General features: G+C 63.7%; 5 protein-coding genes. 2 read left to right on the top strand and 3 right to left on the bottom strand.

Annotation, left to right across the window (positions count from 1 at the left end; translation table 11 throughout):
* Window positions 1–21: 21 nt before the first annotated feature.
* Window positions 22–8,682: a glucoamylase family protein gene (locus FQ668_RS17270; RefSeq protein ID WP_019436850.1), complete on the bottom strand. Its 8,661-nt coding sequence runs from the start codon at window positions 8,680–8,682 to the stop codon at window positions 22–24.
* A 194-nt stretch (window positions 8,683–8,876) separates the two neighbouring features.
* On the opposite strand from FQ668_RS17270, the gene FQ668_RS17265 reads away from it, so the two are divergent.
* Window positions 8,877–10,139, top strand: coding sequence for a PAS domain-containing sensor histidine kinase (locus tag FQ668_RS17265; protein ID WP_230678085.1), 1,263 nt, complete (start codon window positions 8,877–8,879; stop codon window positions 10,137–10,139).
* A 46-nt stretch (window positions 10,140–10,185) separates the two neighbouring features.
* On the opposite strand, the gene FQ668_RS17260 is transcribed toward FQ668_RS17265, so the two are convergent.
* Together FQ668_RS17260 and FQ668_RS17255 are read right to left on the bottom strand one after the other, a co-directional pair.
* The gene (locus FQ668_RS17260; protein WP_019436848.1) at window positions 10,186–10,644 is read right to left on the bottom strand and encodes a GNAT family N-acetyltransferase; all 459 of its coding nucleotides are present in this window, start codon (window positions 10,642–10,644) and stop codon (window positions 10,186–10,188) included.
* A 113-nt stretch (window positions 10,645–10,757) separates the two neighbouring features.
* Window positions 10,758–12,524: an NAD(P)H dependent flavin oxidoreductase family protein gene (locus FQ668_RS17255; protein WP_019436847.1), complete on the bottom strand. Its 1,767-nt coding sequence runs from the start codon at window positions 12,522–12,524 to the stop codon at window positions 10,758–10,760.
* On the opposite strand from FQ668_RS17255, the gene FQ668_RS17250 reads away from it, so the two are divergent.
* A complete protein-coding gene (locus tag FQ668_RS17250; RefSeq protein WP_019436846.1) occupies window positions 12,525–14,021 on the top strand; it encodes a PLP-dependent aminotransferase family protein in 1,497 nt (498 codons plus the stop codon).
* The last annotated feature ends 169 nt before the right edge of the window (window positions 14,022–14,190 follow it).

The following is a 14,190-nucleotide window of genomic DNA, read 5'->3' as shown; positions in this document are numbered from 1 at the left end:
CCGAAGCTTCCGTCTGCGCGGTCATGGCGCGCCCAGCGGTTCAGCAGGCAGGCATGGAGCAGCCCGACACTGGGCGATGACGTGGTGCATGCGCCCGTCGTCCTTCAGCTGAAGCTTGGCTTCGGCGAGCTGCTCGCCGTCCAGGCTCAGGATCAGCTCGCTGCCGCTGTCGCGTACCTCGATCCGGTAATGGGCGCTACCAAAGCGGTAATGCAGCACATAACCTGGCCAGCCTGCCGGCAACAGTGGCTGCAGGCGCAGGGTGTCGCCACTGCGTTGCAGCCCCAGCAGGTTTTCTACGATCAACCTGTACATCCAGCCGGCAGAGCCGGTGTACCAGCTCCAACCACCCCGCCCGGCGTGGGGCGCAACTGCATAGACGTCGGCGGCCATGACATAGGGTTCGACCTTGTAGGTATCGATCAGCGCGTTGCAGCTCTGGCGCACCGGGTTGATCAGACGCAGCAGCTCCCAGGCCTTGTCGGCCTCGCCCAGGTGCGCATAGGCCATGCTTGCCCAGATCGCCGCATGGGTGTACTGACCGCCGTTTTCCCGCACCCCTGGCAGGTAGCCCTTGATGTAGCCAGGGTCCAGGGTGCCCTTATCGAAGGGCGGGTCGAGCAGTTTGACGATGCCAATGTCGCGGCGCACCAGGTGGCTGTCCACCGCGGCCATGGCCAGACGCGCACGCTCGGGCGACGCGACGCCCGACAGCACTGCCCAGCTTTGCGCGATTGAGTCGATCCGGCATTCCTGATTGCTCGCCGACCCCAACACTTGACCATCGTCAAACCAGGCGCGGCGGTACCAGCCGCCGTCCCAGGCGTGCGCTTCCAGGTTTTCGGCGAGTGCGGCGGCCTGGATGGTGCAGCGCAGCGCAAAGGCGCTGTCGCCCTGGCGCAGGGCAACGCTGCCAAATGCCCGCAGCACCTCGTAGCCAAAAAAGCCCAACCACACGCTTTCGCCTTGCCCTTGTTCGCCAACCCGGTTCATGCCGTCGTTCCAGTCGCCGCTGCCCATCAACGGCAGGCCTTGGGCCCCGCACTGCAGACCGTGGTCGAGGGCGCGCTGACAATGCTGGTACAGACTCTCGATCAGGGCCGAGTGGCCAGGCAGGTCGTAGTAGGACTCTTCGCCGGCGTTGAGCGGGCGCCCTTCCAGGTAGCCGACCGGCTCGTCAAGCACCGCGTAGTCCCCGGTGGTCTCTACGTAGCGGCTGGCTGCCAGCGGCAGCCATAGCAGGTCGTCCGAGCAGCGGGTGCGCACCCCGCGCTGCAGTGGTGGATGCCACCAGTGCTGCACGTCGCCTTCGGCATACTGATGCGCAGCGCACGCCAGCAGATGTTGGCGCGCCGCCGCCGGAGCGGCATGGACCATGGCCATACTGTCCTGCAACTGGTCGCGAAATCCGATGGCACCGCCGGACTGGTAGAAGCCGCTGCGTGCCCAGAACCGACACGCGATCACCTGGTACATCAACCAGCCGTTGGCCAGCACATCCAGTGCAGGTTCTGGCGTCTCGATCTGCACGGTATCCAGTGTCCGCCGCCAGTAGGCGCTGACCTTGTCAAACTCGCCCAATGCGGTCTGCACGCCCCGGTATTGCTGGACGTAGCGGGTGGCGGCTTGGGCGTCCCGGGCGGCGCCCAGGCGGAACACCACTTCCCGACTTTCGCCAGGCTCCAGCTGCAGCGCCACTTGCAGTGCCGCGCATGGGTCCAGACCGCCGCCGATACGCCCCGACAGCCGTGACTGGCGCATGCCCAAGGGGGCCTGGCAATCGCCGTTGCGCCCCAGGAATTCGCCGCGATCACAGGTCAGGCCCTGTATCGGCAGGTCGCAATCGAGAAAGGCCACTTGCGTGGAGTATTCCACTGCGTAGCTGTTTCGGGCAAACAGCGCACCACTGAAAGGATCGGTTTCACTGACCACGTGCATGGCGGTTTTGCCAGGCAGGTCGCCCAGCACCCACTCGACGAAGCAGGTCACCGACAACCGGCGTACCCGTGTCGAAGTGTTGTGCAGTTTGAGCCGGCTGAACTTCACCGGTGCATCCAGCGCCACATGCACCCAGAGCTCGCTGCGCAGGTCCTGCTCAGCATATTCGAACACGCTGTAGCCAAAGCCGTGGCGGGTGCAGTAACGGCCAGGGCCTGGGCAGGGCTGCGGAGTCGGTGACCAGTACTCGCCGCTGTCCTCGTCGCGTAAGTAGAGGGTTTCGCCACTGGCGTCGGTAACTGGGTCGTTGTGCCAGGGCGTCAACCGGTACTCGTGGGCGTTCTCGTACCAGGTGTAAGCGCTGCCGGCCTCGGAGACGACGCTTCCGAAGTACGGGTTGGCCAGGATGTTGACCCACGGCGCCGGCGGCGGTGAGCCGGGTAACTGCGCAATGACGTACTCGCGGCCGTCGGCGCTGAACCCGCCATAGCGGTTGCCCAGCATCTGCGTGGGTTGCTCGGTCGGTGAATGGCTGGCGGGTGCCGGCCGTCGGCTGGCCGGTTTGTCCTGAGGAGCCGGAGGCACCGCTGGCTGGCGACGCAGGTGCAGTTGCTCCTCCAGCGTGCCGAGATTGTCGTTGAGTACCAGCCGCGCTACCGACAAGGTCAATAGCCGGTCCTCGGCAGACAGTTGCTGCGCGGGCCGTACAAAAATGCCGCCGGGGCGGTCGAGCAGGGCCGCTTCGCTGCCGGAGACGACGATCCCCATGATCAGCTCCTGCAATTGCTGGCGGTAACCGGCCTGGTCTTCGTTCCAGATCAGCAGGTCGAGCGCCAGTCCTTTCTGGCGCCAGTAGGCATGGGCGAGCACCATCTGCTTGACCAGATGAATGTTGGCCGGGTCGCCGATCTGTACCAGCACGATCGGCAGGTCGCCTGACAAACCTTGGCCCCACAGGCCGGACTGGTTGCGCCGGTTGCTGGCCAGCAGCGCTGCGTTGGGCCGCAGGCTGGCGTTGGGATATAGCACCGAGGCGGCCATCTGTTCGAACAGCCGGGCGTCGGCCAGCGAGCCGTTGAGCTGGTGCAGCAGCACCTGACTGTGCGGCCAGGCGAGGTCGAACACCCGATCGGCCAAGTGCCGGTCGCGGTACTTGCCGATCAGCTGCAGGCAGGCATCCCGGCTTTCGGCGACGCCTGTGACCAGGTCAACCGTGGCCGCATGGCCGGGCATCAGGGTGATGCGGCAGCGGATGGCCACGATCGGGTCCAGCACAGCCCCTGCGCTATCGGACAACACCGCGTTGTCACGGTCCATGGCCGCCGGCCTCGCCAGAGTGCGCCCTCGCCCGATGAAGCGGGCCCGATCGGTTTCGTAGGACAGCGCCTCGATATCGGCCCCGTGCACCGCGAGCACGTGGCACATCCACGGCACGGCGTCCTGCTGCGAGCGCGGACGCCGCGTGCAGAGAATGGCTTGCAGCGGGCGGATCAGTTCGGTCTGGATGAACAGCTTGCTGAAAGCCGGGTGCAGGGCATCGCTCAAGGCTGGTGCCAACACCACTTCGGCGTAGCTGGTCAGCTCCAGGGTGCGGGGCTGGTCGCCGTGGTTGGTCAGATGCAGACGTCGCAGTTCGATGTCGTCTTCCGGCGACACGGCAATTTCGGTGTGGCAGTCGAAGTCGCGCTCACGCACGCGAAACTCCGCGCGGCCGTCGCTGAAAATCGCTTCCTGGAGTTTTGTGCGGTGTCGTGTCGGCTGGTAGGTGGTGGACCAGTAGGCGCCGCTGGCGACATCGCGCAGGTAGCAGAAGTTGCCCAGGTCGTCGCGGCTGGCGTCTTCGCGCCAGCGGGTCACCGCCAGCGTGCTGCGCTGGCTGTAGCCACTGCCCACGTGGTTGACCATGACGTGGTAACGGCCGTTGGACAGCAGTTGCACGGCCGGATGGGCGCGGTTTGGCTCGCTGAACACCCGCAGCCGTGCCTCGGGGGCGCGCTCTGCGGCATCCTCGGCCGGGGTCTGGAGGGTATGCAGGTACGGCGCGGCGGTTTTCGGTACGCGCTCCTGCAACAGCAGCATGCTGGCCTGGAACTGCGGGTCGGAGGCGAAACGCCGTTGCATGGGCTTGTTCAGCAACAAAGCAGTCAGGGCCAGGAAACTCATGCCCTGATGGTGGGCCATGAAGGAGCGGATCACGACGGCGTCCTGCCCGGGGGGCAGGCGTGCCTCGCTGTAGTCCACGGCCTCGTAGAGTCCGAAGCGGCCAGCCAGGCCTAGCGTGGCCAGCCGCTGCAGGTTGTGGCAGGCGGCAGCGGGTTCCACCATCAGGGCCAGTGCGCTGGCATAGGGCGCGACCACCCGCTCTTCACCCAAGCCACGCTTAAGGCCAAGCCCCGGTACGCCGAACGCCCGGTACTGGTAGTTGAAATGGGCGTCCAGCGCATTGTAGGCCGATTCCGAGACCCCCCAGGGCAGGCCCGACAGCCTGCCATGTTCGATCTGCCGTTTGACGGCGGCATGGCAGGTCTGGTCGAGTAGCGTGCCCTCATAGTTCGGCATCACCAGCAGCGGCATCAAGTACTCGAACATCGAACCGGACCAGGACAGCAACACGGGGACGCCTGCATTGCTGGTGAGCAGCCGGCCGAGGGCGAACCAGCTGTCCTGAGGCACCTGGCCCTGGGCGATGACGACGAAGTTGGTTAGACGCATCTCCGAAGCCAGCAGGTCGTAGAACGCGGCGTCCAGGCGTTGTTCGTCGGCGTTGTAGCCGATGGCGAACAGGTCGCGTTGGCTGTCGTACAGGAGGCTGAAGTCCATGCTGGCCAACGCTTCAATGCGGCTGGCAAGGGCGTGTGCCTGGGCGATGCGCTGGCGGGCAACCGCCTTGACGTTAGCCACCGCCGGGCGCTCGGGGGGAGGCCACTGGTCTGCGTCGAGCTCTGCAAGCTGGCGCCAGGTCAGCAGCCCTTGGGGGGCTTGATCGTTGCCCGGGGGCAATTGCAGCCGCTGCAGTTCGCAACTCAGGTCCACACATTGCGCATGCAGGGCATTCAGCCAGAACGCCCGGTCTTCAGCAGCTTCTGCCTCCTGCGCAAAGGTCGCTGGCTGTGTGATCAGCGCCTGCAACTGTTCGGCCAGCCTCGGCAGCAGCGTGGCGGGCACGTTGCCCACCTGTCCATGAGCGTGCCATACCTGTTCGCGCAAGGCCTTGATCGGCTGGGCGTCAGCGTTTGTGCGGGTATAGGCGTCCAGCAGCGTATCGAAGGTGTCAAGCAACCCCTGGGTAACGCGCCGGTCTGTCTGGGGCGTGTCGGCCATTTCCAGCAGGCCGGGCCTGAGTGTCAACAGCAGGGCGGCCAGGTTGCCGCTGTCTACGCTCGAGACATAGAGCGGTGACAGCGGCTTGAGGGTCTGGGTGTCGTACCAGTTGTAGAAGTGCCCTTTGAAACGCTCCAGGCGGCCCATGCTGTCGAACATGCAGGCCAGGCGCTCGAACAAGCGGCCAGCACTGAGGTAGCCGAAGTCGTGGGCCGCCAGGTGCGAGAGCAGGGCCATGCCCATGTTGGTCGGTGAGGTGCGGTGAGCGATGCTGGCGAAGGGTGGCGCCTGGATGTTGTCGGGTGGCAGCCAGTTGTCGGCAGGGCCGACGTAGCTGTCGAAGAAGGCCCAGTTGGCGCGGGCAAGCCGATGCAGGAAGGCCAGGTCCTCTGCACCGGGCATGAATGCAGCGCGGCCACTCGAGCGGCCAAGCCACCAGGCCAGCGCCGGGCCGAGCAGCCACAGGGCAAGCACCGGCGAGGCAATCAGCAGTACCATCGGCTGCATCGCCAAGGCTCCGATCAGCACCGCCACCAGGGTCGCTTGCCCCCATTGTTCGCGATACACCGCTTTCAGGGTATCTGCACTGTTGCGCTCGTCCTCGCGCGAGGGGTTCCATTGCAGCAGGCGTTGTTTGCTGACCGCCAGACGCCACAAGGTGCGGAGGATGGCATCCAGGCTGTAGCAGGTCTCGAAGGGTAACCAGGCCAGCGACAGGCCGGCACGTACAAAGTGTTTACCCGAGGTGCGCAAAGCTGCCAGAAGGTGTTCTGACAGAGGTACATCGGTGGTCTTGCCCAGTACTTCAAGCAGCGAATCCAGCAAGGGGCGCGTCATCAGCAAGGCCAGCAGGGCGAGCGTCCAGGCGAGCGGCGTGGTACTGGCCAGCCAGCCCCACAGCAGCAGTGCCAGCAGCGCGGCCGGCTCCAGGCTGCGGCGCAGGTTGTCGAAGATCTTCCAGCGCGACAAAGCGCTGAGTGGGCTTTGCACCTGGCCTTGGGTGCCGGTGTGCAGCCAGGGCACCAGCCATGGCAGCAGTTGCCAGTCGCCGCGTATCCAGCGGTGTCGGCGTTTGCTGTCAGCGCTGTAGCGGGACGGGTAGGTTTCGAACAATTGCACATCGCTGAGCAGGCCCGAGTGCGCGTAGCAACCTTCGATCAGGTCATGGCTGAGTACACGGTTGTCGGCAAAACGGCCCTCCAGTGCCTGCTCGAAGGCGTCCACCGCATAGATACCTTTGCCAATGAAGGAACCGCTGAGAAACAGGTCCTGATAAACGTCCGAAACCGCCCGCGTATAGGGGTCTACACCCGCGTCGCTGCCAAACAGGCGTGCATAGCGCGAGCGCGAGACGCTGGGCAGGCTGATGCCCACCCGCGGTTGAAGGATCGCGTAGCCTGCATGGATGCGCCCTGTGTGCGCGTCGAACCGTGGACGGTTCAGTGGGTGCTGCATGGCGCCGATGAACTGCTGGGCGGCACCGCGAGGCAATTGGGTGTCGGTGTCCAGGGTGATGACATAGCGCACGTGGCCGAGTGTTTGCAGGTCGCCGATGATACGCATGAAGCACGCGTGGCCGTGGCCGCGCAACACCATGTTCAGCTCGGCGAGCTTGCCGCGCTTGCGCTCGCGGCCCATCCAGCAGCGCTCGGCGGCGTTCCATACGCGTGGCCGGTGAAACAGGAAAAAGCGCGCGCCGCCCAGGCTTGGGTACTTATGGTTGAGGCCTCGGATGCCTTCGCTGGCCAGGTCGAGCAGCGCCTCGTCATTGGGCTGGCTCTGTTCACGGGCATCCATGAAGTCGCTGAGCAGAGCGAAGTGCAGGTGGTCGTCACGGTTGGCCAAGAAGCGTACTTCCAGCCCTTCGACCAGCTCTTCGACATCGCCGGCATTGGCCAGCAGAGTAGGCACCACCACCAGCGTGCGGGCGTCTGCGGGAATACCGGTCGTGTAGTCCATCCGCGGCAGAAAGGAGGGCTTGACGGTCAAGGTCACCAGCCAGTTCACCAGACCGATGACCAGACGGCTGGTGCACAGCAGAACCGGCAGGGCCATGGTGACCAGCACCGCGAAGGGCCACCCCGCCAGGCCAATGGCGCGTATGAAGCCCCACGCCAGCAGGCAGGAAAGCAGTGTCACAGGCACCAGATAGAACGTCAGTGGCGCCCGGTGCAGCAGGCGTTGCCAGCGCTCGGCCATCGGCACCCGCGCGGTTAGTCGCTGCTCCAGCAACGGCAGGCCGGCACCCGCCAGGTAAAAGCCCACGTGCTCAGCCGGTTCACCTGGGGCGGCGCCTGCTGCCAGGGCCAATTCGATGGCTGTGCTCGCCACCGCGGATTCGCTGAATGTGCTGTGACGCGCCAGGCGCTCGACGCTGTGCCGGTAATGGTCACGGCTGGAGAAATCCATGGCTGGATAGATGGCGGCCGGGTCGCGGCGCAGTATCTGTTCGACATGACTAAGTTGCTCGACGAACAACTTCCAGTCGATGGTCGACAGCAGGCGCAGACTGCCGATGCTGTTGCTGATGGACACCTGGTCGATGGCCTGCTGTTGGGCATCGAGCTGGACATGATGCTCGATGCTGTGCGCCGACTCGCTGAGCATCTGCTCCACCCAAAGCAGCGGCTGGGACAGCGAAACACTGTGCCCCTGCAGCCGCCTGGCCAGCTCGGCGACGAAGGCGGCCGTCATCGGCGGTTGCGAGCGGGCCATGTCGGCGACCACCAGCACCACGCTCTTGGCGTCGCGCTCGGCGGTTTCGCCAAGCCGGTCGGCCCAGACATTGGCCAGGTCTCGGTCAGCCCAGTTGGCCATGACCCGCGCCGCGACTCGGCGCAGGTTTTCTATCAGGGCCAGGCGCAGCATGATCGGGATAGCCCAGAGCTCACCCAGGGTCAGGGTGCTGGCCTGCTGATAGGCCTCGACGAAACGGCTGAAGCTTTCGGCATCGATCCGCCCGTCACCGTGGCAAATCGTCTCCAGGGCAATGTCGTAGACACGCGGCAGACCGGTCGAGGGGCCATTGTCCAACTGCGGCAGCTGCAGGCTGTAGTTGGCTGGCAGGTCGTGTTTGGCAATGCGGATGTGTGTTTCGACCAGATAAAAGTTGTCGAGCAACCACTGCGCGGCGGGTAACGCGGGGCGGGAGCTGGGCAGGGCGCCTGCGAGGGCGGTGCAACTGGTCGACAGCATCCGTTCGTTGTCGGCCAGGCGTTCAAGCAGGGCGTCGTTGGCTGGCAGCTCGCTCAAGCGGTGCTGCTGGGCCAGCCGTAGGCCGTGCTCGGCCATCTGGTCGGCGTTGTACAGCTCCGAGCGCAGCAGGCTTTCATAGGTGAAGGTATGTCGGGGCGAGCGCCAGCGCCCCGCAAGTGCGTACAGGCGTCGAATGTAGCTGCGCGCAAGAAGCCAAGGACTGTCCATGGTAGGTCGGGTTGCTGATCTGGCCTTTCAGCGTTCAGTCTGCGGGGGCGCCCGAGCAGCGTCTGTGCGTTAGCGAACAGACCCGCCGCCGCCTTGCGCCCATTCTGAATCGGCGCCGCTTGTCATGTCGAACGGTGCTTTTACCCCGGTCGACCCGGCAAGGGTGGCAACACTCGCACGCAGGAGACTTTACCTTGAACGCGTTTTTTAATTCTGCCGCAACATCCGTATGCGCCTGCACGGATGTTGCGTCACATATACGTGAGGACACTTCCGGTTTCGGGTTGCTGCTGACATCGCAGAACGGGCAGATCGCCAGCGCCAATGCGGCGTTATGTCGAATGCTGGGCTACAGGCACGAAGCCTTGGTTGGCATGCGTTTTCAGCAACTGCTTACGAGGGAAGCCAACACCCTTCATCAGCTGTACTGGCAGCCATTGATTGGGCAGTTGGGGGCGGTGGCGAGCGTCAAGTTCGATTTCGTACACCGTCTGGGCTTCACTCTGCCGCTGATGTCCAATGCCATTGCCTGCCCACGTTTGAACGGTATCGTTCATGAGCTGACCGTTTTCAACCTTGAAGGTTCGCGTTATGAGCATGATCTTCTGTGCGCGCGTCTCTTGGCAGAGCGTTGCCTGGCCAAAAATCTCCAGGCACAGCGCGCCTTGCTGTCTCGCAGCAGTCCCTGCGTGTTGCGGCGCCCGGAGCCTTCGCAATCCTTACTGGAGGCGCAAATGCTGGCGATCGTCAGCCATGACCTGCGTACGCCGTTGCACGCGATCGGCATGGCTGCCGACCTGTTGGGGAGACGCTCACATGCGGCCGATAGCCCCAGGTTGCTCAGAGTGATCAGCCGCTCTGTGACGCGCGCGCAGCGGCTGGTGGCGGCCTTGCTGGACTTCACGCTCATCCAGGCCGGGCGCGGTATCACCATCGAGTCCAAGGAGGCTGACCTGCCGCATGCCGTGGAGGGGTGCCTGGACGAGTTGCGGCTGACATTCCCAGGCCGTCAATTCAATTATCAGCATAGCGGCGGGCGCAGTGTCTGGTTCGATACCGACCGCCTGTACCAGATGATCGGTAACCTGGTGGCCAATGCGGTTGCCTACGGCGATCCTCGCACATCGGTTGACGTGACATCCTGTGTCGAGGACACGACAGCCACCCTGACGGTGCACAACAGCGGCCCGCCTGTTCCCCTTGACCTGCTGGAACACATGTTCGAGCCGTTGGTACGAGGCGAGCAGCAACTTGCGGGTGCTACCAGCATTGGCCTGGGTCTCTTTATCGTGAGCCAGATAGCGAAGGCCCATGCGGGATGCGTGTCTGTCGTGTCTACACAGCAGGGCGGCACTACCTTCACTGTAAGGCTTTCGCAGCAGAGCACTGGCACAGGCTCGACGCTGACATCTGTCACACCTTCGCGCTCATCGCTGGGAAGCTTTCACGCGGTATGAGCCCGTTCAGTCCTCAGGCGGCGAGGGACGTCTCATGAGCGTGCTCCTACGCCGACTGCTCCGGCAGGCGCTTTTCCATCGGCTGATACACCAGCCCGGCAAACTCGCTCACGTCGCCTGCCAGGGTGAAGCCGTAGCGTTGGTAGGCGGGTACTGAAGACAATGATGCCTTCACCGTCACCACTTCAGCTCTGGCATGCTCCAGTGCAGCGTTCATAAGGCGCTTGCCTATGCCCTGGCGTTGCAGGCCTGGTGTGATGAACAGCATCGCAACGTGACGGCCTTCCTTGAGCTCGATCAGCCCCGCAATAGCACCTTCGACAAAACAGGCCAGCATCAGGTTGTCACCTTGCATGCGCTCGGCAAACGCCTGGGGGGCTGACACCTGGGTAAAGGTCTCGATACCTTGCGCCGACAGTGTCGGTGCGACCGCCTGCATGAAGGCATCCAGGCACAAGGCGCTGACCTGGGGGAGGTCGTCAGGAGTTAGAGCGCGTACTTGCATGGTAATCGTCCTTGTCTGTTATCGTCCTGTTGCCAACTTTAACCTGTTACTGGATCAAGGATCGATCCGTGGCAAATTCGCTCAAGACGACACCTTTCTCTTTGACTGGCGTTTCAAGCTGCCGTTGCGGCGACCGGTTTGCTTTCGCCAATCAGGATGTCTTCGAAGAATGCCCCGACAGGTTCGGTAGGGTGGCACAGTTGTATCTCCAGCACCCACACCACCTCACTCGGGACAATCTCCACCTCGGCCAGCTTGTCCTGGCTATACAACACATGCGGGAAGTCGGCGATGCGATGCCCGGCCAGGTTGCGCTCCAGCTGCCAACCTTTGGCCTGGGCACTGCGCTCGGCGAAGTCATACAGTTCACGCCCGGTCAACCCGCGGCCCCAGGCCTGGCGGGTTTCGTCGAACACTTCATGCAATGCCTTGACGCAGGCGTGGTGCAGGGCGTGCTGGCCGAACACGAAAGTGTCGCCATAGTCGCCTTCATAGCCATCCCAGACTGGCCCAACATCGACCACAACGATGTCCGTAGTACGTAATACACGTTGCAGATCAATGCCTTGCCGCGGTGTCTTCACAGTGTCGGCGCCAAAACGGATGTAGGTTGGGTGCCAGGTGTGCGATGCACCCATTGCCTGCAAGGTTTGCGCGGCCATCTCCAGCGCCTGGGCGGTGGTCATGCCTGCATGCAGCTGGCTGGCGATTGCGGCCACCGCCCGTACCGACTGTTCGCGGGCAGCGAGCATGCCGTCCAGCGAATATCGTGGGCCGACCTTTTCCAGCTCAGGGTGCAGCGTGCTGGCTGATGAAGCCTGCGTTGTCAGTGCGCCGCTGGCGACAAAGGCCTCGGCAACAAAGCGATGGGGCTGTACGCCTGCCGCAAGGCATTGTTCGCGGGCCTGGGTGATCATCGTGGCATTGCCACAGGCATAGACCTGGGTTTCGTCCCAGCGATGCGTCTGGCTGAGCGCCACCTGCTGTATACGTGCCTGGGCCGAGAGCACCGGTTGCCAGCGAAAGTGTGGGTGCACACGGCTGGACACATCGAGAAATTCGCGGTCATAAAAATCCGCCGGCGATGAGCCGCCCCAGTACAGCGTGACGTCGGCATCGCCGGCCAAGGCTCTCAGCAATAGCGGCTTGATGCCGGCGTAACCTGTGCCGGTGGCGAAAAGTATCAGCGGGCGTTGATCATCGTGCTGCCAGGTACAGGCGCCCAGCGGGCCTTCGAGCTTTACCGTTGCACCTGCTTGCAGGGTGGGCAGCAAACCTTCGGTGAACAGGCCGCCGCTGACCTTGCGGATGTGAAACACCAGTTGCCCTTGTTCCTGGGCAGGCAGGTTGGCAATGGAGAAACAGCGGCTGTCGCCGTTGTCCAGCTGGAACCGCATGTACTGGCCCGCCCGGACATCCAGCGGCTGAGCAGGCTGCAGCACCAGCTCGACAATATCTGTGCTCAGCGCGCGCTTGCCAACAACCTGTGCGAGGGTTGCCAGTGCCGGGGTGTCCAGTGACCAGCCGGGTATTTCCAGGCGCATGTCGCTGCAGGCGTGGCTCTGGCACAGCAACATCTCGTCGGCGGCCAAGGGATAGGAAGGCGGCGGTGTGTCCGCATCCCGCTGCTTGTCCTGATGCTGCCCCGACACCACCTTGACCTTGCACGAGCCGCAGGCGCCGCGGCGGCAGGAGAAGGGTACCGGCAGGCCGCTGGCGAGCATGGCATCGAGCAGTAGCTCCTGGCTGGCTTCGAAGGTTTTGCCCGAGGGCGACAATTCAATGACGTGGCGGCTTTGCATGAGCACCTCGGGGCAAATGGAGGTTCGATTGTTGCTATAGTCCAGGACCAGCAGAACCTCCAGTTTTGGATATTTCATATGGTCCAGCTTCGTAAATGGCAGCCACTGCTCAAGCTCGATGGGGCACAGGCTTCGTACCGGCAGATCGTCGAAGGGCTGGTGGCCGCAATCAGCGAGGGTCGCCTGCGCCCTGGCACGCCGTTGCCGGGCACGCGGGAGATGGCGCAACTGCTGAACGTCAATCGCAAGACCGTGATCCTCGCTTATGAGGAAGCCGAAACCAAAGGCTGGCTGCAAAGCGTGCAACGCCGGGGCACCTTTGTCAGCCAGCAGCTGGCGCCTGGCACAGCGGCCGTTTCCGGTGCCGTGCGGCCTTTTGCCCTGGCGCTGCCAGAGGAACCTGCCGTTGCCTACTTCAAGGCGAACGAACAGGCTGTAGCCCAGCAAGGGCGGCCAGGGGCCTTGTTCTTCGACAACGGCGCCTGTGACCACCGCCTGCTACCGCAGGCTGTGCTGCACCGCTATTACCGCAATGCCTTGCGCAGCAGCTTCAGCAGCAACAGCGTGCGCCACGGCAGCGAGTGCAGCAGCCGCAATCTGCGCAGCGCCCTGGCTGACATGCTGCGGCACAATCGCAGCCTGAACGTTGGCGCCGAGCATATCTGCCTGACCCAGGGGGTGCAGATGTCGCTGTCCCTCGTGGCCAGTGTGTTGCTCAAGCCGGGTGACGTTGTGCTGGTCGAGCGCCTGAGTTACCCCCCTGCCTGGGAGATCTTCCGTCAGCTGGGTGCCCGCCTGGTGACCGTGGAGCTGGACCATGAGGGCTGCCGGGTCGATCAGCTAGATGCCCTGTGCCGGCAGCACAAGGTGCGGATGATGTACATAACGCCCCATCACCAGTTCCCGACCACGGTCAGCCTGCCAGCCGGGCGCAGGCAACAGCTGCTGGAGCTGGCGCGCCAGCATGCCTTTTGCGTGGTCGAAGAGGATTACGACTACGAATACCACTTTGCCGGGCGGCCTTATCTGCCGTTGGCCAGCGACCGCCAGCAGCGGCACGTGATTTACATTGGCTCACTGTCCAAGCCTTTGGGTAGCACGTTCCGTTGCAGCTATATCGTGGCACCGGTGGAAGTGACAACCCTGCTGGAACGCAGGGCGATGCTGACCCTGGGGCAGGGCGATGCAGTCATGCAGCAGATGTTGGCGGACCTGATCAATGATGGCGAACTGAAGAAGCACCTGCGCCGTGTCAACCGCGAGTACCGGCGCCGGCGCGAGACCTTGTTGGGATGCTTGCGCGATGGGTTCGGCGAACAGATCAGCGTGCAGGCGCCAGAAGGTGGCCTGGCGCTGTGGGTGAGGTTTGCCGATGAGATCAACGTGGATCAGTTGGTCGACAAAGCGCTGGAACGGGACCTGGTGGTGCGCAGTGGGCGACAGTTTTCACCGTTTGGCCATGCCGAGAATGCCTTGCGCCTGGGGTTTGCATCGCTGGATGCGGATGAGATCCGGCGGGCGACCCAACGCCTGGCAGACGCAGCGAAAGTGGTGGGCAAGGCGCGGTGGCTGTAGGCACGGCCTTCTGTCGCGACAGGGGATGGCACGGGCTTCGCCCTTGTTCGCGGGCGAGCTCGCAGTGATCGCGCTGGCCTCAGGATTTGTGTAAGAGGGTTACTCCTCAATAACCCCGTGGCCTTTTGGATGTTCAGCAAGGCAGCAGTTCCTGCCTGGCAATGCGGTA

It is taken from the genome of Pseudomonas sp. Kh14, from assembly GCF_900291005.1.
Classification (GTDB): domain Bacteria; phylum Pseudomonadota; class Gammaproteobacteria; order Pseudomonadales; family Pseudomonadaceae; genus Aquipseudomonas; species Aquipseudomonas alloputida.
The sequence above is the reverse complement of the archived record's forward strand: the minus strand, read 5'-3'. Positions and strand labels throughout refer to the sequence as shown.

Coding starts and splice junctions, on each gene's coding strand:
- FQ668_RS17255 (WP_019436847.1), bottom strand. CDS start 12,524: ATGAAATATCCAAAACTGGAGGTTCTGCTGGTCCTGGACTATAGCAAC.
- FQ668_RS17270 (WP_019436850.1), bottom strand. CDS start 8,682: ATGGACAGTCCTTGGCTTCTTGCGCGCAGCTACATTCGACGCCTGTAC.
- FQ668_RS17250 (WP_019436846.1), top strand. CDS start 12,525: ATGGTCCAGCTTCGTAAATGGCAGCCACTGCTCAAGCTCGATGGGGCA.
- FQ668_RS17260 (WP_019436848.1), bottom strand. CDS start 10,644: ATGCAAGTACGCGCTCTAACTCCTGACGACCTCCCCCAGGTCAGCGCC.